Source organism: Kitasatospora sp. NPDC023176, from assembly GCF_055560495.1.
In genome coordinates this window covers 247,211-270,461 of record NZ_JBVHIP010000006.1, presented here as the reverse complement: position 1 = coordinate 270,461, position 23,251 = coordinate 247,211, and the positions used below count along the sequence as shown (strand labels likewise).

Annotated in this window: 21 protein-coding genes; 6 read left to right on the top strand and 15 right to left on the bottom strand. The window is 70.9% G+C overall.

The window, feature by feature from the left end:
• Nucleotides 1-11: 11 nt before the first annotated feature.
• The 6 genes from ACZ3YL_RS12380 to rfbB form a co-directional block, all read right to left on the bottom strand.
• A complete protein-coding gene (locus ACZ3YL_RS12380) occupies nucleotides 12-914 on the bottom strand; it encodes a glycosyltransferase family 2 protein (protein ID WP_188306757.1) in 903 nt (300 codons plus the stop codon).
• Nucleotides 915-919: 5 nt separating this feature from the next.
• Nucleotides 920-1,318: a DUF2304 domain-containing protein gene (locus tag ACZ3YL_RS12375; protein ID WP_188306756.1), complete on the bottom strand. Its 399-nt coding sequence runs from the start codon at nucleotides 1,316-1,318 to the stop codon at nucleotides 920-922.
• On the bottom strand, nucleotides 1,315-2,004 hold the full coding sequence (locus ACZ3YL_RS12370) for a glycosyltransferase family 2 protein (RefSeq protein WP_317621234.1): 690 nt from the start codon (nucleotides 2,002-2,004) through the stop codon (nucleotides 1,315-1,317). Before ACZ3YL_RS12370 ends, ACZ3YL_RS12375 begins: the two co-directional genes overlap by 4 nt.
• Nucleotides 2,005-2,072: 68 nt before the next feature.
• Nucleotides 2,073-3,404: a lipopolysaccharide biosynthesis protein gene (locus ACZ3YL_RS12365; protein WP_465656970.1), complete on the bottom strand. Its 1,332-nt coding sequence runs from the start codon at nucleotides 3,402-3,404 to the stop codon at nucleotides 2,073-2,075.
• Entirely contained in the window at nucleotides 3,401-4,336 is a 936-nt protein-coding gene (gene rfbD / locus ACZ3YL_RS12360) for a dTDP-4-dehydrorhamnose reductase (RefSeq protein ID WP_465656968.1), read from the bottom strand. Before rfbD ends, ACZ3YL_RS12365 begins: the two co-directional genes overlap by 4 nt.
• Entirely contained in the window at nucleotides 4,333-5,310 is a 978-nt protein-coding gene (rfbB, locus tag ACZ3YL_RS12355; protein ID WP_188306753.1) for a dTDP-glucose 4,6-dehydratase, read from the bottom strand. The genes rfbD and rfbB overlap by 4 nt, the downstream gene beginning before the upstream one ends.
• Nucleotides 5,311-5,393: 83 nt before the next feature.
• Here rfbB and rfbA point away from each other — a divergent pair, with 83 nt between their 5' ends.
• Nucleotides 5,394-6,269, top strand: a complete 876-nt coding sequence (gene rfbA / locus ACZ3YL_RS12350; RefSeq protein ID WP_465656965.1) for a glucose-1-phosphate thymidylyltransferase RfbA — start codon at nucleotides 5,394-5,396, stop codon at nucleotides 6,267-6,269.
• Entirely contained in the window at nucleotides 6,266-6,865 is a 600-nt protein-coding gene (gene rfbC, locus ACZ3YL_RS12345; protein WP_465656963.1) for a dTDP-4-dehydrorhamnose 3,5-epimerase, read from the top strand. The genes rfbA and rfbC overlap by 4 nt, the downstream gene beginning before the upstream one ends.
• A gap of 94 nt (nucleotides 6,866-6,959) precedes the next feature.
• Here the strand turns inward: rfbC and ACZ3YL_RS12340 are convergent, their stop codons facing one another.
• The 9 genes from ACZ3YL_RS12340 to ACZ3YL_RS12300 all read right to left on the bottom strand — a co-directional run bounded on the left by ACZ3YL_RS12340 (nucleotide 6,960) and on the right by ACZ3YL_RS12300 (nucleotide 17,954).
• Nucleotides 6,960-7,385 carry a GtrA family protein gene (locus tag ACZ3YL_RS12340; RefSeq protein ID WP_317621232.1) on the bottom strand — a complete coding sequence of 142 codons (426 nt, stop codon included), beginning with the start codon at nucleotides 7,383-7,385 and terminating at the stop codon, nucleotides 6,960-6,962.
• Nucleotides 7,382-8,341 carry a glycosyltransferase family 2 protein gene (locus tag ACZ3YL_RS12335; protein WP_188306750.1) on the bottom strand — a complete coding sequence of 320 codons (960 nt, stop codon included), beginning with the start codon at nucleotides 8,339-8,341 and terminating at the stop codon, nucleotides 7,382-7,384. Before ACZ3YL_RS12335 ends, ACZ3YL_RS12340 begins: the two co-directional genes overlap by 4 nt.
• A 191-nt stretch (nucleotides 8,342-8,532) precedes the next feature.
• Nucleotides 8,533-10,602, bottom strand: a complete 2,070-nt coding sequence (locus ACZ3YL_RS12330; RefSeq protein ID WP_188306749.1) for a hypothetical protein — start codon at nucleotides 10,600-10,602, stop codon at nucleotides 8,533-8,535.
• Nucleotides 10,603-10,789: 187 nt separating this feature from the next.
• Nucleotides 10,790-11,983, bottom strand: coding sequence for an elongation factor Tu (tuf, locus tag ACZ3YL_RS12325; protein ID WP_031063092.1), 1,194 nt, complete (start codon nucleotides 11,981-11,983; stop codon nucleotides 10,790-10,792).
• Between the two features lie 217 nt (nucleotides 11,984-12,200).
• A complete protein-coding gene (fusA, locus tag ACZ3YL_RS12320; protein WP_188306748.1) occupies nucleotides 12,201-14,306 on the bottom strand; it encodes an elongation factor G in 2,106 nt (701 codons plus the stop codon).
• Nucleotides 14,307-14,345: 39 nt separating this feature from the next.
• On the bottom strand, nucleotides 14,346-14,816 hold the full coding sequence (gene rpsG, locus ACZ3YL_RS12315) for a 30S ribosomal protein S7 (RefSeq protein WP_188306747.1): 471 nt from the start codon (nucleotides 14,814-14,816) through the stop codon (nucleotides 14,346-14,348).
• 2 nt (nucleotides 14,817-14,818) lie between these two features.
• Nucleotides 14,819-15,190 (bottom strand): 30S ribosomal protein S12, encoded by a 372-nt coding sequence (rpsL, locus tag ACZ3YL_RS12310; RefSeq protein WP_014144289.1) that lies wholly within the window; start codon nucleotides 15,188-15,190, stop codon nucleotides 14,819-14,821.
• Between the two features lie 378 nt (nucleotides 15,191-15,568).
• Nucleotides 15,569-17,170 carry a DUF2142 domain-containing protein gene (locus tag ACZ3YL_RS12305; protein ID WP_188306746.1) on the bottom strand — a complete coding sequence of 534 codons (1,602 nt, stop codon included), beginning with the start codon at nucleotides 17,168-17,170 and terminating at the stop codon, nucleotides 15,569-15,571.
• 235 nt (nucleotides 17,171-17,405) lie between these two features.
• Nucleotides 17,406-17,954, bottom strand: a complete 549-nt coding sequence (locus tag ACZ3YL_RS12300) for a DUF1707 and DUF4190 domain-containing protein (RefSeq protein WP_223242733.1) — start codon at nucleotides 17,952-17,954, stop codon at nucleotides 17,406-17,408.
• A 255-nt stretch (nucleotides 17,955-18,209) separates the two neighbouring features.
• Here ACZ3YL_RS12300 and ACZ3YL_RS12295 point away from each other — a divergent pair, with 255 nt between their 5' ends.
• The 4 genes from ACZ3YL_RS12295 to ACZ3YL_RS12280 all read left to right on the top strand — a co-directional run bounded on the left by ACZ3YL_RS12295 (nucleotide 18,210) and on the right by ACZ3YL_RS12280 (nucleotide 23,192).
• The gene (locus ACZ3YL_RS12295; protein WP_188306745.1) at nucleotides 18,210-19,034 is read left to right on the top strand and encodes an ABC transporter ATP-binding protein; all 825 of its coding nucleotides are present in this window, start codon (nucleotides 18,210-18,212) and stop codon (nucleotides 19,032-19,034) included.
• Nucleotides 19,031-20,647: a transporter gene (locus ACZ3YL_RS12290; protein WP_465656957.1), complete on the top strand. Its 1,617-nt coding sequence runs from the start codon at nucleotides 19,031-19,033 to the stop codon at nucleotides 20,645-20,647. The genes ACZ3YL_RS12295 and ACZ3YL_RS12290 overlap by 4 nt, the downstream gene beginning before the upstream one ends.
• Nucleotides 20,648-20,737: 90 nt before the next feature.
• Nucleotides 20,738-22,027 carry a DUF2786 domain-containing protein gene (locus ACZ3YL_RS12285; protein WP_465656955.1) on the top strand — a complete coding sequence of 430 codons (1,290 nt, stop codon included), beginning with the start codon at nucleotides 20,738-20,740 and terminating at the stop codon, nucleotides 22,025-22,027.
• A gap of 49 nt (nucleotides 22,028-22,076) precedes the next feature.
• A complete protein-coding gene (locus ACZ3YL_RS12280) occupies nucleotides 22,077-23,192 on the top strand; it encodes an ADP-ribosylglycohydrolase family protein (RefSeq protein WP_188308257.1) in 1,116 nt (371 codons plus the stop codon).
• The last annotated feature ends 59 nt before the right edge of the window (nucleotides 23,193-23,251 follow it).

Sequence of the window (23,251 nt, the reverse complement as noted above, 5' to 3'; positions counted from 1 at the left end):
GGGGCCGCGCGTCAGTGCCGCTGCCCCGCGGTGAACGCGTGCTTGGCCAGTACCTTGACGCCGGCCGTCTGACCGCGACGCAGCGCGCCGGGGAGCATCGTGAGCGCGTGGAAGCGGGAGGCGCTGCGGACCCGGGCCGCGCGGGCGGCCTTCGGCCAGCCACGGCTGTCCATGCGCTCGGCCACCGCGTTGAAGTAGCGTTCCGCCTCGGTGAAACGGGTGCCCGAGAAAGCCTGCACCGATGACTCGCTGACCGCGTGGCGGCGGTACTGGAAGACGACCGTGGTGTTGTCGATCATCATCGACTCGCCCCGCTCCAGCAGGTCGACCACCAGGGCCAGGTCCTGGATCACCGAGTACTCGTCGCGGAAGCTGACCGCACGCAGGGCGTCGCCGCGCCAGCAGATCGACGGGAAGTACAGCCAATTGCCGCGCAGCACGCTGGCCGCGAGTTCCTCGCCGCCCATCAGGCGCCGGCCGCTGACGTTCGGGGCGTACAGCTTGCCCTTCACGTTGTCGGCCAGGCCCGAGCTGACCACGCCGTCCCCGTCGATGACCTCGACGCCCGGCTGGACCATGCCCAGGCCGGGGTTGGCCGCCAGAATCGACCGGACGGTCTCCAGGTAGTGCGGGTGCAGCAGGTCGTCGCAACCCATGATCACCACGTGGTCCGCGGTCGACAGCTCCACGCACTTCTGGAAGTTCTTGGTGATCCCCAGGTTCTGCTCGTTGCGCAGGTAGCTGACCCGGTCGTCGCCGAGTTCGGCGAACCAGCCCGGGACGTCCGGCTCCTTGCCGTCGTCGATGACGGTCATCCGGAAGTCCGGGTCGGTCTGTCCCAGGATGCTGCGCACCGCGGCCTGCATCAACGCCACGTCGCCGTAGTACGGCAGCATGAACTCGAAGGTGGCCATGGGGCTCAGGCTCCGTCGCTCTTCACCGGGGCGGAGACCGGCAGGTCCAGGTCGAAGCGCTCCCCGTTCAGCCGGGCACCCTCGTTGATCGCGACGGTGCGGGCCAGATCGGTGATCTTCTTCTCCAGCGAGCGGAACCGCAGGAAGGTGTTCAAGGTCAGGAAGCCCATGGCCAGGACCATGACGTACAGCACCAGGTCGGTGCCGCGGCCGACGCCGAACTTGTGGGCCACCCAGGTGACATCGCTCGGACGCAGGATCGCGTAGATGTTCGCGATCACGAAGACGGAGAACGCGATGCGCTTCCACGCCCGGGTGTTGGCCGCGTCCCAGCGCCGGATGAACATGAACGCGAGGGTGACCGCACCCACGATCAGCACCAGCTGGATCCAGAAGTAGTTCATCGGCGGCCACGCTCCCGAAGCGAGATGTCGAAGATGATGTTGACGCCGTTGATCAGGGACTGACCCTTGGCGCGTGAGTAGTCGGTGTAGAGGATGTCCACCGGGAGTTCGGCCACCCGGAGGTCGGCGCCGGCCAGGAAGCCGACGATCTCCGAGGCGTGGGCCATGCCGTTCATGGTGATCCGGATCCGGCTCGCGGCCTCACGGTTGAGCACGCGCAGGCCGTTGTGCGAGTCGGTGAGCTTGAGCTTGCGCGCCGTCGGGCTGACCGTCGCGGCGGTCCTCAGCACCACACGCTTGATCCACGGCACCTGGCCGTTCTGCTCGATGAAGCGCGAACCGAGGACCACGTCCGCCTCGCCCGTGCGGAGCAGGGCGACCATCTTCTCGACGTCGGCCGTCTGGTGCTGGCCGTCCGCGTCGAAGGTGGCGAAGTACTTGGCCCCCGGCTGGGCGAGCGCGTAGGCGAGGCCGGTCTGCAGCGCGGCGCCTTGACCGAGGTTGACCGGGTGCCGCACCAGGTGGGCGCCCGTCGTCATGATGTGCTTGGCGGAGTCGTCCGCACTGCCGTCATCGACCACAACGATGTTCGGGAACGTCTTGCGCGCTCCCTCCACAACGTCAGCGATCACCTGACCTTCGTTGTAGGCCGGGATCACCAGCCAGACGTCGTCGTACTGGGACACGGGGGCTCCATGTTCGGGGTGTCTCCCGCGCTCGTGCGCGGCAATCTGTATGTTGCGGGGCGGTGCGGTCATTCGCCGACCACCCCGGCAGTCGCGGAGGGTGCGGCCTGCTCCGATGTGCTCCGCACGGTGTCGGTCGCCGTCGAACCGGGGAAGCTGCGCCTGAGCGCAGCCAGCATACCGAGCACCGTGACCACCGATCCTGCCGTGTAGGCCACGACCACGCGGGTGGCCACGTCGCCGGGCAGGAAGGTGACGCCGGCGAGGAACGCGGTGCCGACCGCCCAACAGAGCAACTGCAGGTTGTGACGCTTGAATACCATCAGCGCCTGACCGAGCACCATCGCGAACATGTACGCCACGGTGCCGGCGGACATCCAGAAGAAGTCCAGGCAGCCGAGCACCGGCTTGGCGCCGAAGAGCACCTGGATCAGCCAGGGACCGAGTGCCACCGCCGGGATCCCGCCGAGCACGCCGAGGCCGCCGACCACGAGGCCGATCCGGCGGAGCATACCGGTGAAGGCCGCACGGTCGCCGACCGCGATCGCCGAGGACAGCCCGCTCAGCAACGAGGCCTGGAGCGATCCGAACACGAACAGCGGGACTCGGGCCAGCACCAGCGCGTTGAGCAGCGCGGCGATCAGGGCGGAGTTCGAGGGAGCGAGCAGCTTGGTGCTCACCACGGCGGCGTTCACCACGACCTGGGAGAGCAGGGTCGAGCAGATCAGCAGGCCGAGCCCGGAGCAGAGCTCCGACCACGGCACCCGTGGGCCGGGCCGGACGGCCCGGAACAGCGGCGGCAGGGTCAGCAGGGTGGCCGCGACCGGTGCGACGGCCAGGATCAGGCTGAACGCCAGCGCCGAGTGCACCCCGCCGACCGCGGCGCCCGCGGCGAGCCCGATCCGCAGGCCGCCGTCGATGCCCAGCTGAGTGCCGTACGCGCCGAACCGGCCGAGGCCGGCCAGCACACCGCGGGTGAGGTAGCAGACCGCCATGCCGAGGAAGGCGCCGCCCAGTGCCAGCACCAGCGAGCGGTCCCCGTGGAACATGGCGTCGGCGATCGGCCGGGCTCCGATCCCGAGCGCCAGCAGCACGGTGGCGAGGATCCCGCCGGTCAGCAGGGTGGCGCGGCGCAGCACCGGGGCGGCACCGTGCCCGAGCGCGGCGCGGGCCGCGACGATCCGGGTCAGCTCCTGCTCGATCGGGAAGAAGACGCCGATGCCGACGGACATCACGATGGTCCACAGCAGGGACACGTTCGCCATGTCGTCGACCGAGAGGCTGTGGCCCGCCACACCGAGGTGGATGTACGAAGCCGCGCCCAGCACGACAGTGCCGCCCGCCACCGCCAGGGTTCCCGGCGGCAGCGCGGCGGCTACCTTGGCCAGCGGATTCCTCACTGCAGTCTGTCGCTCTCGATCGCCCGAGCCGTGGCAGCCAACTCGGTGAACACGGGGGTACCGAGCGCCTCGGCGAGTTGCTCGCGCCAGTCCGGCTGCGGGCTGAGGCCCGCCGCGGCCCACCGGTCGTGGCCCAGCACGCTGAACGCGGGCCGGGCGGCGGGCGTGACGTACGCCGCGGAGGTGGTCGGACGGATCCGCTCCGGGGCGAGGCCGCTCAGCCGGTAGGCCTCGCGCGCCAGTCCGCACCAGGTCGTCCGGCCGGCCGCGGTGCCGTGGTAGACCCCGGCCGGGGCGCGCCCGGCGAGCGCGGCGGTGCCGAGCTCCACGAGCTGCCGGGCCAGGGCCAGCGACCAGGTCGGCTGGCCCTGCTGGTCGTCGACGACATCCAGCGTCTCGCGCTGGGCGGCGAGCCGCAGCATGGTGGCGACGAAGTTCTTGCCGTGCTCGCCGTACAGCCAGGCGGTGCGCACCACGTAGCCGTGCTGCGGGAGCAGCTCCGCCACGGCCTGCTCGCCGACCAGCTTGCCGCGACCGTACGCGTTGACCGGGCCGGTCGGCGCGGTCTCGGCGTACGGCTCGGTGGCGTCCCCGGGCAGCACGTAGTCGGTCGACACCTGGAGCATCCGGGCGCCGGTCTTGGCGCAGGCGGCGGCGAGGTGGCGCACACCGGTGCCGTTGACGGCGGTGGCGGCCTCCTCCTCGGTCTCGGCCGCGTCGACCGCGGTCCAGGCTGCGCAGTTCACCACGATGTCGTGGCCCTCCACGGCGGCCAGCACGGCCTCCGCGTCGGTGATGTCGAGGTCGGCGCGGCCGAGGGCGGTCACTTCGGCCGTCGGGTCACCGGCGAGGACCGTCAGCAGGTCCTGGCCGAGCATGCCGACGGCGCCGGTGACGAGCCAGCGGACCCGGCCCGAGGAGGTGTCGCTCACTTCTGCAGCGCCGCCTTCTGCTTCAGCGGCTCCCACCAGGCGCGGTTCTCGCGGTACCAGGCGATGGTCGCGGCGAGGCCGTCCTCGAAGCGGACCTGCGGCTCGTAGCCGAGCTCCTCGCGGATCTTGCTGATGTCGATCGAGTAGCGCAGGTCGTGGCCCTTGCGGTCGGCGACGTGCTCGACCATCTCCCAGCCGACACCGGCGGCCTCCAGCAGCAGGCCGGTGAGCTCCTTGTTGGTCGCCTCGGTGCCGCCGCCGATGTTGTAGACCTCGCCGGCGCGGCCGCCGCGCATGACCAGCTCGATGCCCCGGCAGTGGTCCGAGACGTGCAGCCAGTCGCGGACGTTGCCGCCGTCGCCGTACAGCGGGACCTTCTTGCCGTCGATCAGGTTGGTGGTGAAGAGCGGGATGACCTTCTCGGGGAACTGGTAGTGCCCGTAGTTGTTGGAGCAGCGCGTCACCACGACGTCCATGCCGTGGGTGCGGTGGTAGGCCAGCGCGAGCAGGTCGGAGGAGGCCTTGGAGGCCGAGTACGGGGAGTTCGGCTCCAGCGGCCAGGTCTCGGTCCAGGAGCCCTCGTTGATGGAGCCGTACACCTCGTCGGTGGAGATGTGGACGAAGCGGCCCACGCCGTGCTTGCGGGCGGCGTCCAGCAGGACCTGGGTGCCGACGACGTTGGTCAGCACGAACGGGCCGGCACCAGCGATCGACCGGTCCACGTGGGACTCGGCGGCGAAGTGCACCACGACGTCGTGGCCGGGCATCACGGCGTCGACGGCGTCGACGTCGCAGATGTCCCCCCGGACGAAGGAGTAGCCGCTGTGACCCGCCACCGGTGCCAGGTTGGCCTCGACGCCCGAGTAGGTGAGCTTGTCGAAGACGGTGATCTGGTCAGTGGAGTCGGCGCCGAGAAGCTGGCGAACGAATTCAGAACCGATGAAGCCGGCACCGCCGGTCACGAGGATGCGCATAATACGCCGTAGTCTACCGGCGCGCCGGAGACCCGCCGACCCGGGCCTCACCCGCCCCTTCGGACTCGAATAGGGTGCACTCCATGCGTGGAATCCTTCTGGCCGGCGGCACCGGCTCGCGGCTCTGGCCGCTGACCCGAGCGGTGTCGAAGCAGCTCCTCCCGGTCTTCGACAAGCCGATGATCTACTACCCCCTCTCGACCCTGGTGATGGCGGGGATCAGCGAGATCCTGATCATCACGACCCCGAACGACCGGGACCAGTTCGAGCGCCTGCTGGGCGACGGCTCCCAGCTCGGCCTCCGCCTGGAGTACGCCGTCCAGGAGCGCCCCGAGGGCATCGCCCAGGCGTTCCTGCTGGCCGCCGACTTCATCGGCGACGAGCCGGTGGCGCTGATCCTCGGCGACAACATCTTCCACGGCAGCGGCCTGGGCACCCGGCTCTCGGAGCACACCGACGCCAAGGGCGGCCGGGTCTTCGCCTATCCCGTGGCGGACCCGACGGCGTACGGCGTGGTCGAGTTCGACGAGGACGGCCAGGTCATCTCGATCGAGGAGAAGCCGACCGAGCCCAAGTCCCGGTACGCCGTCCCCGGCCTGTACTTCTACGACAACCGGGTGGTCGAGATCGCCCGCGGCCTGAAGCCGAGCGCCCGCGGCGAGCTGGAGATCACCGCCGTCAACGAGGCGTACCTCACCTCCGGCGACCTCCACGTGACCATCCTCGACCGCGGCACCGCCTGGCTGGACACCGGCACCTTCGTCTCGATGGTGCAGGCGTCGGAGTTCGTCCGGGTCATCGAGGAGCGCCAGGGCTTCAAGATCGGCTGCATCGAGGAGGCGGTCTGGCGGGCCGGCCTGATCGACGACGCGCAGCTGCGCGAGCTCGCCGAGCCGCTGCTGAAGAGCGGCTACGGCCAGTACCTGGTGGCGCTGCTGGACGAGGCGGCGGGCCGGTGAAGTTCCGTGAGCTCTCCATCGAGGGCGCCTTCGAGATCACCCCGCAGGTGCACGGCGACCCGCGCGGCCACTTCACCGAGTGGTACCGCTTCGACCTGCTCGCCGAGGTGGTCGGCCACCCGCTGAACCTGGCGCAGGCCAACCTGTCGCTCTCCGCGAAGGACGTCGTGCGCGGCATCCACTTCGCCGACGTCCCGCCCGGCCAGGCCAAGTACGTGGCCTGCACCCGCGGCGCGGTGCTGGACGTCATCGTGGACCTGCGGGTCGGCTCGCCGACCTTCGGCCGCTGGGAGGGCGTGCGCCTGGACGACACCGAGCGCAAGGCCGTCTACATCGCCGAGGGCCTCGGTCACGGCTTCTGCGCGCTCACCGACGACGCCACGCTGACCTACCTCTGCTCGGCGACGTACAACCCGACCGGCGAGCACGGCGTGCACCCGCTGGACCCGGACCTCGGCATCGAGTGGCCCGCCGACGCTCCGCAGCTCTCCGCCCGCGACGCGGCGGCGCCCTCCCTCAAGGAGGCCATCGCCTCCGGCCTGCTCCCGACCTACGAGGCCTGCAAGGCCTACACGGACGCGCTCGACGTGCGGTAACGGCGACCCGGGACCGACCGGAGGGGGCGCGTGCATCGGCACGCGCCCCCTCCTTCGCATGCGGTACCGGCGCGGCGCGCCGGTCCGGCCCCGCTCAGCGGTTCCGGAACACCCACAGCTTGAGCAGGACGAACCGCGCCAGCGTGGCCAGCCCGTTCGCCACGACGAGCCCGGCCACCTCGACCATCCGGGAGGCGTGCGGCACCGCCAGGTCGAGCAGTGCCAGCGCACCGCTGCTGAGGCCGAGCCCGATCAGGAACGCCACCGCGCCCTGCAGTTGGTCGCGGACCATGCCCTTCGAGCCGACGACCCCGAAGGTGAAGCGGCGGTTGGCCGCCGTATTGGCCACCGCGCTGACCGCCAGCGCGATCAGGTTCGCCGCCTGCGGGTTGGTGAACCACCGCGCGGCGACGAACAGCCCCAGGTAGAAGAGGGTGCTCAGGACGCCGATGACCAGGAAGGACGGCAGTTGCCGCCGGGTCTTCGGGGCGGGCTCGGCAGACTCCTCGGTCAAGGTCACCGGCCCGGGTCCCGCTCGTGGTCCTCCGCCGAGTCGTACCCGATGAAGTAGGCCGGGCGGTCCTGCACCGCCGAGTAGATCCGGCCGACGTACTCCCCCAGCAGCCCGACGCAGATCAGCTGCACACCGCCGAGGAACAGCATCCCGATGAACAGCGAGGACCAGCCGGGCACCGTCGACCCGAGCGCGTACGAGACGGTGGCGTGGATCGCGAGCCCGATGCAGACCACGAAGCTCACCAGGCCGAGGTAGGTGGCCAGCCGGAGCGGGGCGGCGGAGAAGTTGGTGATGCTGTCCAGCGCGAGCCGCACCATCTTGGCCAGCGGGTAGTGGGTGGCGCCCGCCACCCGTTCCTCGCGGACGTAGACCACCTCGCCGCTGGGGAAGCCCAGCCACGGCACCAGGAGCCGGTAGACCGGCTGGTGCTCGGGCAGCGCCTTGAGCGCATCCACCGCCGCCCGGCTGAGCAGGCGGTAGTCGCCGGCCTGGTTGGGCATCCGCTTGCCGACGAGCTTGCGCATCAGCCAGTAGTACGCGCCGGCCGTGCGCCGCTTGAAGGAGCTGTCGCTGCCGCGGTCCCCGCGCACGCCGTAGACGATGTCGAGCTGCTCGTCCCGGGCGAGCGCGAGCATCTCCGGGATCTTCTCCGGCGGGTCCTGCAGGTCCGCGTCGATGCTCACCACGTAGTCGCCGAACGCCCGGTCCAGGCCCGCCTTGAGCGCGGCCTGGTGGCCGGAGTTGCGGGAGAAGCGGATGGTCCGGAACTGGGGCCAGTCCTGCCGGATCTTCTGCATCAGCACCGGAGTGGCATCGGTACTGCCGTCGTCGACGCCGACCACCTCGTAGTCGACCCCGAGCCCGTCGAGGATCGGCCGCAGCCGCTCGACGGTCAGCGGAAGCGCGTCCTGCTCGTTGTAGATCGGCATGACGACCGACAACTGAGGTGCTGTCGACATGAATTGGTCCCGCTTTCCGCTGTGGGGCTGGATCGTGGCGACAATAGCAGCCGGTTGTGAGCCCCCGATGAGTCCGATGAGTGCGGGGTGAGATCGGTTCGACGGCGCCGGAGGCCGGAGAACGGACGGGGCACCGCCCGGCTCGGACGGTGCCCCCACCTGCAGTCACTCCGGCACCGCCGGGTCCCTGATCAGTCCCCGGGGAAACTCCGGTTCCACGGCTCGGTCCAGTTGTTGCCCGGCTTCTCGACCACGGTGACCCGCGGCTGGAAGCCGGTCAGCTCCTTGCGCAGCCGCTCGCCGGTGGCCCGGTCGGCGACCACCACGGTCATCGGCTGGCCGAGCTTCTCCGCGGCCGTCTTCACGTGGGCCAGCGCCGCCTCGTGCTCCGCGTCCTTCCGCGGCTCGGCGCCGATGTTCACCCAGTGCGTCTCGTAGAGCGCCCGCATGTCACCGCCGCGCCCGCGCAGCAGAGCCGCCACCCAGGTGGACTTCAGGTTCTTGTAGTCGTCGTTGGAGTACAGCACCATCATCGGCTCGTGGATGCCGTCGAGGTCCCCCAGGACGGTGGCGCCGCCCCGCGGGCCGATGTCGCTCCAGGAGTCGCCCCGGCTCCAGGCCATCAGGGAGTTCTGGTGCCAGGCCGTGGGAGCCGCCTTGAAGGACTCCATCCCCCACTGCACCCCGGCGAACAGGCTGAGCGCGGTCGCCACCGAGATCACCGAGAGCACGCCGTCACCGATCCGGCGCCGCAGCACCGGGACCCGGGTGGGCGGGGTGGCCCGCAGGAGCGGCCCGATCGCGCCGATCGAGACCAGCGCGACCACCACGCCGGTGCCGGCCAGCTTCTCGAAGTAGTACGAGACGTGCCCGATGGTGTGCATCTGCCACCAGGCGAAGCCGCAGATCACCGCGCCCGTGCCGATCACCACCGCCAGGTGCGCCTGCCCGGTGCCGGTGCGCCGGTTGGCGGGCACGGCCGCGGCCAGCAGGGCCAGCAGCAGGCCGCCGACCAGGATCGTCCGGTCGGCCCCGACACTGGGCCCGCCCAGGTTGGACGTGCTGGCGACGTCCAGGTCGGAGAGCACCGAAACCACGCTCGGCAGGGCGGCCAGGCCCAGCGTGAGGACCCCGGCGAGGGCGTACAGCAGCCAGCGCGAGCGGCGCAGGCGCCGCCGGTGGACCAACAGTGCGGCCACCACGCCGACCCCGGCGACGGCGCCGAACAGGTTGTAGACGTAGGTGACGGTGATCAGACCGGCCGCGGCGAGCACCAGGAAGTCCGGCGTCCGCAGTGCGGGGCGGACCAGGAAGGCGGTCAGCAGGGCCACCATCAGCAGGCCGATGACCGTCGAGTCGAAGCCGTGCGTCACCAGGTCGGTGTAGTTGCTGGAGAACACCAGGGCCGCGACCGTCCCGCACACCGCCGCGGTGCGCCAGCCGCGCAGCCGCGGGCCACCGATCCAGCGGGCCGCCCAGACCAGCGCCACGCCGAGCAGCGCGTAGGCGGCCAGGACGTAGAGCAGGTAGCGGTTCATGGTGTCCAGCGGCGACCCCAGGTCCGCCGAGGAGCGGAACAGCGAGTCGATCCAGGCCAGCAGGAAGTGCGAACCCTGCGGGTACACCCCCTCGCCGGACATCATGTACGCCTTGGCGGCCTCCTGGTGCAGGAAGTTGTAGCCGCCGACGTGCTCGATGCCGACGAAGTAGGAGAAGTGGTTGAGCCGGTCCTCGGAGGTGGTGAGGAACTCCAGTCGCCAGCCCGGCCCCTTGCCGACCAACGGCTTGTGCAGGTAGTGCCACATCACGTAGCCGGTGCCGACGACCATCAGGTCCGAGGGCCGGAAGCGCATCGGCAGCCTCGGCGCCCGGCGGCTCAGCCAGCCGGTCAGGGCCACCACGGAGAACAGCACGCCGGAGGTCGGGATGGGGTCGATCCCCCACGGCCAGAGCGAGAACAGCAGACCGAACACCAGCACGCCGCCGGCGATGACCAGGGCGGCCGCCACCAGCCGGTCGAGCAGCCCTCCGCCGACCCGGAGGATCGCGGCGACCGCCAGCACCAGCAGCGGCAGGACCAGGAAGCCGAGGCCGACCGAGATCAGCGCGGTGGGCACCAGCCAGGACGCGAGCAGCGCGCCGGCCAGGAACGGCAGGCTGCGGGCCGGTCTGCCCGCTGGGCGCGGCGGAGATCCGGGGCTGCCACCCGGCGCGGCCTCCTCGGGCGAGGCGGTGGCCGCCATGGTGCGGAGAGTGTCCATCGAGAGCCCGAAATCCCATCCCCTACAGGGGGCGCGCTCCCGCGCCCGGCTTCGCTCCGGCGTACGCCGCGAGCATAGTTGACGACTTTTCTGCACAACGAAGGAGGGCTTGGTGAAGATCCGGGGATCTTCACCAAGCCCTCCTCCTCGACCGAAGGTCAGACGTCGGGGACGTCAGAGCATCAAATTACTTGATGATCTTGGTGACCTGGCCGGCGCCGACGGTGCGACCACCCTCACGGATGGCGAACTTCAGGCCCTCCTCCATGGCGATCGGCTGGATCAGCGCGACGGTCATGGCGGTGTTGTCGCCCGGCATGACCATCTCGGTGCCCTCGGGGAGGGTCACGACGCCGGTCACGTCCGTGGTACGGAAGTAGAACTGCGGGCGGTAGTTGTTGAAGAACGGGGTGTGACGGCCACCCTCGTCCTTCGACAGGATGTAGGACTGGGCCTCGAAGTCGGTGTGCGGGGTAACCGAACCCGGCTTGATGATGACCTGGCCGCGCTCGACGTCCTCGCGCTTGATGCCACGGAGCAGCAGACCGACGTTCTCACCGGCCTGGCCCTCGTCGAGCAGCTTGCGGAACATCTCGATGCCGGTGACCGTGGTGGTGGTCTTGGTCTCCTTGATGCCGATGATGTCGACAGTCTCGTTGACCTTGAGGATGCCACGCTCGATACGACCGGTGACGACGGTGCCACGACCGGTGATCGTGAAGACGTCCTCGATCGGCATCAGGAACGGCTGGTCCACGGCGCGGGCCGGGGTCGGGATGCTCTCGTCGACGGCGTGCATCAGGCCGAGGAGCTTCTCGCCCCACTCCTTGTCGCCCTCCAGCGCCTTCAGCGCGGAGACGCGGACGACCGGCAGGTCGTCGCCCGGGAACTCGTACTCGGAGAGGAGCTCACGGACCTCGAGCTCGACGAGCTCCAGGATCTCCTCGTCGTCCACCATGTCGGCCTTGTTCAGGGCGACGACGATGTAGGGGACGCCGACCTGGCGGGCCAGGAGGACGTGCTCCTTGGTCTGCGGCATCGGGCCGTCGGTGGCGGCGACGACGAGGATCGCACCGTCCATCTGGGCCGCACCGGTGATCATGTTCTTGATGTAGTCCGCGTGACCCGGGCAGTCGACGTGGGCGTAGTGACGCGCCTCGGTCTGGTACTCGACGTGCGCGATCGAGATGGTGATACCGCGCTGCCGCTCCTCCGGCGCCTTGTCGATCTGGTCGAACGGCGTGAAGGGGTTGATCTCCGGGTACGCGTCGTGCAGCACCTTGGTGATGGCCGCGGTAAGGGTCGTCTTACCGTGGTCAATGTGACCGATGGTGCCGATGTTGACGTGGGGCTTCGTCCGCTCGAACTTCGCCTTCGCCACTGCAGTCCTCCTGAGGACAGATCCTGTACGCCGTGCTGACGTCAGTTGGTCTTGTATCGGGCTTGGTCCGCGGTGCCGGAGCACCTCGTACCGTCCCGCGGGTGGGGGCCGGAGGCCCGGGAGGATCCGCCTGGATCCTCCCGGTTCGCCTCCTCATAGCCTAAGGGGTCGGAATCAGCCCGAATGTCGGACTGGTTCCGGACCGGCGGAGCCGGACCTACTCGCCCTTGGACTTAGCGATGATCTCCTCGGCCACGGCCTTGGGGACCTCGGCGTACGAGTCGAACTGCATCGAGTAGCTGGCGCGGCCAGAGGTCTTGCTGCGCAGGTCACCGACGTAGCCGAACATCTCGGAGAGGGGCACCAGCGCCGCGACGACGCGGGCACCGTGACGCTCGTCCATGGACCGGATCTGGCCACGGCGAGAGTTGATGTCGCCGATCACGTCGCCCATGTAGTCCTCGGGCGTGGTGACCTCGACGGCCATCATCGGCTCGAGGAGGACCGGCTTGGCCTTCCTCGCGCCTTCCTTGAAGGCCATCGAACCGGCGATCTTGAACGCGAGCTCGGAGGAGTCGACGTCGTGCGACTGGCCGTCGAGCAGGCTCACGCGGACACCCTGGAGCGGGTAGCCGGCGAGGATGCCGAACTCCATGGCCTCCTGGCAACCGGCGTCGACCGACGGGATGTACTCCCGCGGCACGCGGCCACCGGTGACCTTGTTGACGAACTCGTAGCCCTCGGCCTGCTCGAGCGGCTCGATCGCGATCTGCACCTTGGCGAACTGACCGGAACCACCGGTCTGCTTCTTGTGGGTGTAGTCGATGCGCTCGACGGCCTGACGGATCGTCTCGCGGTACGCGACCTGCGGCTTGCCGACGTTGGCCTCGACCTTGAACTCACGCTTCATACGGTCGACCAGCACCTCGAGGTGCAGCTCGCCCATACCCGCGATGATGGTCTGGCCGGTCTCCTCGTCCGTGTTGACCTGGAAGGACGGGTCCTCCTCGGCGAGACGCTGGATGGCAACACCCAGCTTCTCCTGGTCACCCTTGGACTTGGGCTCGATCGCGACGCGGATGACCGGGGCCGGGAAGTCCATGGACTCCAGGATGACCGGGTTCTTCTCGTCGGACAGCGTCTCACCGGTGGTGGTCTGCTTCAGGCCCATGACGGCGACGATGTCGCCGGCGCCCACCGACTCGATCTCCTCACGCTTGTTCGCGTGCATGCGGTAGATCTTGCCGATGCGCTCCTTCTTGCCCTTCACGGCGTTCAGCACCGAGGTGCCGGACTCCAGGCGGCCGGAGTAGATCCGGACGAAGGTGAGCTTGCCCAGGTGCGGGTCGGACATGATCTTGAACGCCAGCGCGGCCAGCGGCTCGTCGTCCGAAGCCTTGCGGGAGATCTTGGTCTCCGGGTCGTTCGGCTTCGTGCCCTCGACGGACTCGATGTCCAGCGGCGACGGCAGGTACTTGACGACCGCGTCGAGCAGGGGCTGAACGCCCTTGTTCTTGAAGGCGGTACCACAGAAGATCGGGGTGAAGTCCGAGTTCAGGGTGCCCTTGCGGATCGCGTCCTGCAGCAGCTCGACCGGGATCTCCTCGCCCTCCAGGGCGAGCTCCATGATCTCGTCGCTGACGTTCGAGACGGTGTCGATCAGCTGCTCGCGGTACTCGTCCGCCTGCGCCTGCAGCTCGGCCGGGATGTCGACGATGTCGTACATCTCGCCCTTGGCGGCCTCGGTGGACCAGACCAGCGCCTTCATGCGGACCAGGTCGACGACGCCCTGGAAGTCCGCCTCGGCACCGATCGGCAGCTGCATCACCAGCGGGGTGGCGCCGAGGCGCTCCACGATGGTGTCGACGCAGAAGAAGAAGTTCGCGCCCGTGCGGTCCAGCTTGTTGATGAAGCAGATGCGCGGGACGCCGTAGCGGTCAGCCTGCCGCCACACGGTCTCGGACTGGGGCTCGACACCGGCGACACCGTCGAACACCGTGACGGCACCGTCGAGGACACGCAGCGAGCGCTCCACCTCGACGGTGAAGTCGACGTGGCCCGGGGTGTCGATGATGTTGATGGTGTTGTCGACGCCGTCGACCGTCCAGTGACAGGTCGTCGCGGCCGACGTGATCGTGATGCCGCGCTCCTGCTCCTGCTCCATCCAGTCCATGGTGGCAGCGCCATCGTGGACCTCACCGATCTTGTACGAGACACCGGTGTAGAACAGGATCCGCTCGGTGGTGGTGGTCTTGCCCGCGTCGATGTGCGCCATGATCCCGATGTTGCGGACCCTGGCGAGGTCAAGGGAGGTTGCAGCCATGGTGGCTCGTTCTCTCTCTGTCTAGTGACGGGGTACGGACTACCAGCGGTAGTGCGCGAAGGCCTTGTTGGACTCGGCCATCTTGTGGGTGTCCTCGCGACGCTTCACGGAAGCGCCCAGGCCGTTGCTGGCGTCGAGGATCTCGTTCATCAGGCGCTCGGTCATGGTCTTCTCGCGACGGGCGCGGGAGTAACCGACCATCCAGCGCAGCGCCAGGGTGCTGGCGCGGCCCGGACGGACCTCGACCGGAACCTGGTAGGTCGCGCCACCGACACGGCGGGACTTGACCTCGAGGGCCGGCTTGACGTTCTCCAGCGCGCGCTTCAGCGCGACGACCGGGTCCGCGCCGGTCTTCTCACGAACGCCCTCGAGGGCGCCGTAGACGATCCGCTCGGCGGTGGAGCGCTTGCCGTGCAGCAGGATCTTGTTGACCAGCTGGGTGACGACCGGGGAGCCGTAGACCGGGTCGATGATGACCGGGCGCTTCGGGGCGGGGCCCTTACGAGGCATTCTTACTTCTCCTTCTTGGCGCCGTAGCGGCTGCGAGCCTGCTTGCGGTTCTTGACACCCTGGGTGTCAAGCGAACCGCGGATGATCTTGTAGCGGACACCAGGAAGGTCCTTCACACGACCACCGCGCACCAGCACGATGGAGTGCTCCTGCAGGTTGTGGCCCTCGCCCGGGATGTAAGCGGTGACCTCGATCCCGCTGGTGAGGCGCACACGGGCGACCTTGCGAAGCGCCGAGTTCGGCTTCTTCGGGGTGGTCGTGTACACACGCGTGCAGACCCCACGGCGCTGCGGGGAGCCCTTCAGCGCGGGAGTCTTGTTCTTCTCGACCTTGTCCTGCCGGCCCTTTCGGACCAGCTGCTGGATCGTAGGCACCGTTTCTCCGTTTTCTGTGTGCCAAGGCTTGGTGGAACTAACCTGCGGTGTCTCCCTTGCACCCGACCCCGTGGTCGACCCACGCGGTCGGGTGTGTTGGGCGTTTTCCGACACGGAATCCCATGGCTGATGTACAGCGACGGCGCTCAACGCGCGGCGCGCCTGAAGGCGCTCCGGCTCGGCGCGGCGGCCGGTGTGCATGCACGCACAAGGACCCGGGGACACCCCAGGCACAAGGTCAGAGCGTACCTAGCGCATGGGGCGCGGTCAAAACAAATGCAACGCCGCAGGTCGTGACGCTCCCCACCGGACAGGCGGTGGAAATCGATGCGAGGCGGAGCCATTACCACAACCGGGCACCGCCCGCACCGCCAAACACTACGCCTCGCCCAGAGCCCCGGCGAGCCGGGCGCGGCCCTCCCCGGCGCGGCCCTCGGGGCCTCCCGGCGGCGGCGACACCGCGGCTGCCCGGTTGTCCGACACCGCGGTGAACAGCCCCAGCGCCAGCGCGGCCACCGTGTACACCGCGAGCCAGAGCACCCAGCCACCGGGCGGCGACCAGTGGGCCGGGCTGATCAGCAGCGGCCCTTCGGTGCCGACCGTGTTGCGGCGCAGCGCCCAGAGGAAGGCGGCGGCATTGACCAGGGCGAGCGAGAAGCCGGAGAGCACCAGCAGCCGCCGCCAGGCGAAGCCGCCCCACGGCAGCCGCTCGTGGCAGAGCGCGGCACACATGATCGGCAGCCCCACGGCGAACGGCAGCAGGTAGCGGCCCTGCCAGATCATGCCCAGCTGGCGCGCCTGGACGGCCTGGGCCGCTATCGGGATCACGACGATCCCGACCAGCACCCCCACGACGGCCAGGGTGTCGCGGAACCGGGCGTAGCACAGTGCGAGCAGCGCCAGGGCGATCACCACGGAGCACCACACCAGCAGCGTCGCGGCCGGCGGCTGCGCGTCCAACCAGCCGAAGTAGCCGACCATTTGCTTCATGTACAGCAGGCCGTTGTCGAACGTTGCCCGGGCCGCGACCCGTGGGGTCAGGTCGCTCGGGGTGTTGATGACCGAGTTGTCCGGATGGCTCGACGCCCAGAGGAGCGCCGACCCGGCCGCCACCACCGCCGCGGCGCCCCAGAACCAGGTGGACCGCCGGCGCGCCACCGCACGCACCGCGCCCTTCTTGGCCAGCAGCAGCGCGAAGAACAGCGCCCCGCCGAACCAGATCAGGCCCAGCGGCCGGATGTCGATCAGCACCAGCGCGCCCACGCCCAGCCGGGCCAGCCGACGGTTCAGCAGGTAGGGGTCCGGGCTCATCAGCATCGGCAGCCCGGCGCTCCAGACCAGGATGCCCGCGGCGATCTCCGGACCGCTCGGGTTGACCACACCGAACATGAACAGCGCCATCGGGGTGGCTGCGGTGGTCACGCCGAGCAGGGTGAACGAACGCCGTCGCCACTCCGCCGCGGAGACCACCGCGCTCGCCACCAGCGCGGAGCAGATCAGCGCCGACATCAGGCGCATCAGGGAGAAGGCCGCCTCGCCGTGGACGAACAGGCTGGGCCAGCCCACCGCGAAGTAGTACGCCGGGTGGTAGCGGCCCGCCGCGGTGGTCACCAGGGTCGTCCCGGGTGTGTCCTTCAACACCGGGGCGCAGGAGGCCGACTGCTGGGGCTGGCCGACGTAACAGGCGTTGACGTCCTTCAGTGCCTGGTAGATGGGCGGGAGCTCGACGCCGGACTCGGCGAACCGCCCCTCGATGGAGGCCACCATGTGGGGGACCATGACCTCGCGGCCCTCGAGCTGACCGCGGGCGACGGCCGCCGCCCGGATGAGGTGCGCGTGCTCGTCCGGTGACGCACCGGTCGGCGTGGCGAGCGACCAGGACGCACTCAGGGCGAAGAGGATCGCGAACGCGACGGCCCACAGGCGCCTCGGCGAGGCGACGAGCCGGTCGGCAAGACCCTTGACTGCGGTGATCATCATCTGGAGTGGGCCTTCGGGTCAGCTCGGTTCGTCGGACGGGGCACGTCACCTGATCATGCCCTGTCGGCTTCTGCGCGGTCACATCGACGGTGCGGACGCGGCAGGCACTCCCCCGCCGGTCGATGGTGGGTGGACATCGACGGCGGGACCGGATCGAGCCGGTGACGGGGAGCGAACACCGTACCCACGGCGGCGGTCCGCGGACCGGGCGGGTCCCGGGGTTCGAGGACGGACCCTAGGCGAAGGCCAGCAGGATCATCAGGAACCAGAACGAGCTGCCCAGGTAGCCGAGCACCAGCCCGAGGACGGCCGCCCAGTCCCCGTCCATGTTGCGCTCCCGGATCTGCGCGCGGGCGATGTGGCCGGTCACCACCGCGGGCACCGCCATGACGAAGGTCAGGCTGCACACCAGGGAGACCACCGCCAGCACGCTGGTCGGCCGGGCCTGCGGCAACGGCGGCGGCGGCGCCAGGAACGTCGCCGGGACCGGCTGCGCGGCCTGGACCGGCGCCGGCATCGGCCCGGACGGCAGATCGGCCACCAGCACGGCCAGCTCGCCGTAGGTGACCGCCCGGGCCGCGGCCTCGTGGCGCTGCCCGTACTCCTCGGCGGACAGCCGGCCCTCGGCGAACCCGGCCTTCAGCACGTCCACCGTCCGGTCCCGGTCCGCATGGCTCGCCCGCATCGCCGCCTGCGGGGACGGCGCGGGCTGCCAGCCGCCGACCCCCGGCCCCTGGCCGTACCGATCGGCGGGACGGGACTCGCCCCACGGTTGAACGGACATCCGCCACCTCCCGGCGCCACGGCACCCCCGCGCTCACTGTTCCTCATAGTGCAGGACGAACAACGGAACTGAGTAGTTGCCGAATCGGACCGGCAGCTGCCGGAGGCCGGCCGCCGGGCGCGCCACCCGTTCGGCGGACACGCTCAGGGGATGCTCAAAGCGGGCGACAGCCCGTACGGGCGGTGACACGCTGGGCTCCGGAGCAATCGCCCGAGCATCCGTACGTCCGCCCACGACCACAGACAGAAGGCCGCCATGGCGTCAGCACCGTCGCCCTCCGAACCGACCCCGACCGGCCGCACCGGACCGGACGCCCCGTCCGCCGTCAGCATCCAAGGACTGTGGAAGCACTTCGGCGGCCAGGCCGCCGTCGCCGGGCTCAGCCTGGAACTGCCCGCCGGGGGGTTCATCGGCCTGGTCGGGCCGAACGGCGCGGGCAAGACCACCACGCTGTCCATGATCACCGGCCTGCTCCGGCCCGACCAGGGCACCGTGCTGGTGCACGGCACCGACGTGTGGGCCGACCCGGTCACGGTCAAGGCCCGGATCGGCATCCTGCCCGAGGGCCTGCGGATGTTCGAGCGGCTCAGCGGGCGCGAACTGCTCCAGTACACCGGCCGGCTGCGCGGCCTGCCCGCCACCGAGGTGGACCGCCGCGCCGAGGAACTGCTGGCCGTCCTGGACCTCGGCCGGGACGCCGACAAGCTGGTCGCCGACTACTCCACCGGCATGCGCAAGAAGATCGGCCTGGCCGCCGCGCTGCTGCACAACCCCGACGTGCTGTTCCTGGACGAGCCCTTCGAGGGCGTCGACCCGGTCTCCGCCCAGACCATCCGCGGCGTGCTCAAGCGGTACGCGGCGGCCGGCTCCACGGTGGTCTTCTCCAGCCACGTGATGGAACTGGTCGAGCAGCTCTGCGACTGGGTGGCCGTGATCAACGCGGGCCGGGTGATCGCCCAGGGCCCGCTGGACTCCGTCCGCGGCGCCCGCAGCCTGCACGAGGCCTTCCTGGAGCTGATCGGCGTCCGCGAGGACGACGGCCAGGCCCTCGGCTGGCTCGGCGGCGGGAGCGCCCGGTGACGACCGCCGCGGTGCCCGACGGGCGGACGGTGGTCCGCGGCCTGGTGGCCCTCAAGCTGCGACTGCTGCGCAACGGGCTGCGCCGCAGCCCCGGCCGGACCGCCGTGTACGTCATCGGCGGCGTCCTCGGCCTGGCCCTCGCGGCCGGCCTGGCCTTCGGCATGGCGATGCTGAACGGGCGCTACGCCGGCTCCGGGAACACCGGGGTGATGCTGCTCGGCGTGGTCACCCTGGGCTGGGCCGCGCTGCCGCTGTTCCTGTTCTCCAGCGACGAGAGCTCCGACCCGACCAGGCTCACCATGCTGCCGCTGCGGCCCGGCCCGCTGCTGCGCGGTTCCCTGCTGGCCGCGCTGATCGGGCCCGGCCCGCTGATCAGCCTGGTGCTGGTGACCGGCGCGGTGCTGTCCGGCGCGAACGGCGGCGCCTCGGCCGCCACCGCGGTGGTCGCCGTGCCGCTCGCGCTGCTCTGCCTGGTCACACTGTCCCGGGCGGTCGCGGCCGGGAACGCCCGGATGCTCTCCAGCCGGCGCGGCAAGGACTTCGCGATCTTCGGCGGACTGGCCTTCGCCCTGCTCGTCCAGGCCGCCAACGTCGGCTCGCAGAGCATCTTCGGCCGTCAGCACGACAAGGACCTCGACCTCAGCCCGCTCAAGCCGATCGCCGCGGTGCTGCGCTGGATCCCGCCGATCAGCGCGGCGGACGCCCCCCGCAGCGTCGGCGAGGGCGAGTACGCCGTGGCGCTGCTCCAGCTGGCCGCGGCCGCCGTGCTGCTCGTCCTGCTGCTGCGCTGGTGGCGCGCCAGCCTGCAGCAGCTGATGGTGACCGCCGACTCCTCCACCCTGGAGGTGGCCCGCGGGGTGCAGAACACCCCCGGCTGGCGCTTCCTGCCCCAGGGCCGCACCGGCGCGGTGATGCAGCGCCACCTGCGGTACGCCTGGCGCGAGCCCCGGGCCAAGGCCGCGCTGTTCACCAGCGTCGGGATGACCCTGGTGATCTGCCTGCTGTCGGTGGTCCAGGGCTGGTCCAGCGTCTACCTGCTGGCGATGACCGGGAGCTTCCTCGGGCTGCAGATGCTCAACCTGTTCGGCATGGACGGCTCGGCGTTCTGGATGGTCGCCGCCACCCTGCGCACCCCGGCCGACGCCCGGGACGAGCTGCGCGGCCGGGCGTACGCGGTGCTGTCGTACGCCGTCCCGGTCACGCTGGTGCTCGGGCTGGTGCTGGCCGCCGCCACCGGCGACTGGGCCGGGCTGCCGTCCGCGATCGGCCTGGCGCTGGCGGTGCTCGGCTGCGGCATCGCGCTCGGCTCGGTGTTCAGCGTGCTCGCGCCGTACACCATGCCGGCCGACAGCAACCCGATGCGCAACGCCGCCCCCGGGCAGGGCGGGCTGATCCTGCTCAACCAGTTCGGCTCGATGCTCGGCGTCGCGGTGCTCGCCCTGCCGGTCGGCGGCTACCTGCTGTGGGCGCTGACCTCGGACGGACCGACCTGGCCGCTGCTGCCGCTCGGCCCGCTCTACGGCGCCCTGGTCGCCACCCTCGGCATCCGGCTGGCGGCCACCAAGCTGCTGGACCGTGTGCCGGAGATCATGGCCAAGGCCATCGAGCGGTAGACGTTTCGCCTCGCCCCCTCCGGCATCATGGGCCGGAGGGGCCGGACCGTCGAGCAGAGCCCGGGCCGTCGAGGAGAGCAGGGACACACCGTGGGCAAGCGCGCGCAGCAGGGCGACGGGAACGCCGGGCCGCTGCTGGAGCAGGCGGTGCGCTCGGTGCTCACCGCCCCCGACGACGCACTGGACCTCGCCCTGGACACCGGGGCCTCGCTGCTGGCCGCCTCGGCCGGGCAGTGGCCGGCCGTCAGCCGGGCGCTGCTCGGCTACGCGGACACCGCGGTGGGCCGCTGCTGGTCCGCCGGATGGCGCCCGGCCGACCTGGTGCGGGTGGTGCGGCGCGGGCTGAAGCCCGTCCACCTGGCACTCGCGGTGGACCTGATCGCCGCCGAGGGCCGCCGCCACCCCGACGCGGGCCTGGACCGGCGCTGGCAGGAGCAGCTGCGCGAACTGGAGGCCGAGGTCTGGTGGCCGGCCGACGAGCAGTACCTCGGCGCCTTCGCCCACCGGCACCGGCTGGACCGCTTCGCGCTCGCCACCGCCCTCCTGGAGCTGCTGCGCAGCTGGGGCCGGCTGCCCCCGATCGCGCCGGTCGGCCCCGCACCGGGGCAGCCGGGGCCCACGCGGCGCGCCGCCGGGCCGCAGCGTCCCGGGGCTTTGGCCGGCGAGCCGCGGATGCTGGCCAGGATCCGGGCGCTGCTGGCCAAGGCCGAGTCCACCGAGTTCCCGGAGGAGGCCGAGGCGCTGACCGCCAAGGCCCAGCAGCTGATGGCCCAGCACAGCATCGACGAGGCGCTGCTGGCCGCCGCCGGGGCCGACCGGAACACCCCGGCGGCGCTGCGGATCGGCGTGGACAACCCGTACGAGGGCCCCAAGACGATGCTGCTGGACGCCGTCGCGGCCGCGAACCGGTGCCGGGTGGTGTGGGCGAAGGAGTTCGGCTTCTGCACCGTGATCGGCTTCGACGGGGACCTCGACGGCGTCGAGCTGCTCTACACCTCGCTGCTGGTGCAGGCCACCCACGCGCTCAACAAGGCCGGCTCCCGCAAGGACTCGCGCAGCAAGGCCTTCCGGCAGTCCTTCCTGGTCGCCTACGCGGCGCGGATCCGCGAACGGCTGACCGCCGCCACCGAGCGGGCCACCAGCGCCGCCGCGGCCGGCCGGCACCTGCGCGAGGACGGCACCGAGGAGCAGCTGCGGCCGGACGAGCGGCTGCTGCCCGCGCTGGCCGCCCGCTCGGCCGCGGTGGACGACGAGGTCGGCCGGCTGTTCCCGAAGCTGGTCTCGCAGCGGGTCCGGGTCAGCGACGGCGAGGGCTGGGCGGCCGGGCGGGCCGCGGCCGACCGCGCGGCGCTGCACGGGCGGGGCGAGATCCACAACTGACGCCGCGCCTGATAGAAACGACCCCGCCACGAACGAAGGGGGATTCGACGTGACGGAGTCGGCGGCGGAGTCGGGATACCGGGACCGGGTGCGCGGTGCGCTGCTCGGCGGCGCGATCGGCGACGCACTGGGCTGGCCGGTGGAGTTCCAACAGCTCCACCAGATCCAGGACCGCTTCGGTCCACAGGGCGTGACCGCGCTGCCGTCCGGAAGCACCGGGCCGGTGGAGGTCACCGACGACACCCAGATGACGCTGTTCACCGCCGAGGGCCTGATCCGTGGATTCGTCCGAGGCTGGTCGGGCGGCGGCGGCTCGGTGCCGGAGGCCGTGCACGGCGCCTACCGGCGCTGGCTGCGGACCCAGTACCAGCCCGAGCCGGACACCGGACCGCAGCCGCACCCGTACGACGGCTGGCTGCTCGGCCGGCCGTTCCTGTACGCGCGGCGGGCGCCGGGCAACGCCTGCCTCAGCGGGGTGTCCGAGCACCCGGTGTTCGAGGCGCCGTCCCCGATCGGGAGTCCGGGGCCGATCAACCCCGGCTCCAAGGGCTGCGGTTCGGTGATGCGCTCGGCGCCGTTCGGGCTGGCCCGGCTCGGCGTCGAGCAGTCCTTCGGGCTGGCCGTGCAGTGCGCCCAGCTCACCCACGGGCACCCGACCGGCTACCTGGCGGCCGGCGCCTTCGCGGCGCTGATCGAGCGGCTGGCGGGCGGGACGGAGCCGTGGGCGGCGGTCGGCGAGACGGTGGAGCAGATCCGCGAACTGCCGAAGTCCAAGGAGACCGTCCAGGCGCTGGCCCGGGCGGTGCGGCTGGCCCAGGAGGCCGAGCCCTCGGCGGAGACGGTGGAGCGGGTCGGGCTCGGCTGGATCGCCGAGGAGTGCCTGGCCATCGCGGTGCACTCGCTGCTGGCGGCCACCCTCGACCCCGACCCGGTGCGCACCGCGCTGCTGTTGTCGGTGAACCACTCCGGGGACAGCGACTCCACCGGCGCGGTCTGCGGCAACCTGGTCGGGGCCGCGTACGGCGCCTCGGCGCTGCCCGCCGACTGGGCGGGGGCGGTCGAGGGCCGGGCCGAGCTGCTGACGGTCGCGGACGACCTGCTGGTGCTGTTCGGCAGCCGCGATCCGGGCCACCCGGCGCTCGGCGGGCGTTACCCGGCCTGGTAGCTCCCGCCCGCGCCTGCCCGCCTCGGGGCGGGTGTCCGGGGGCGGCTGCCGGGGGCGGG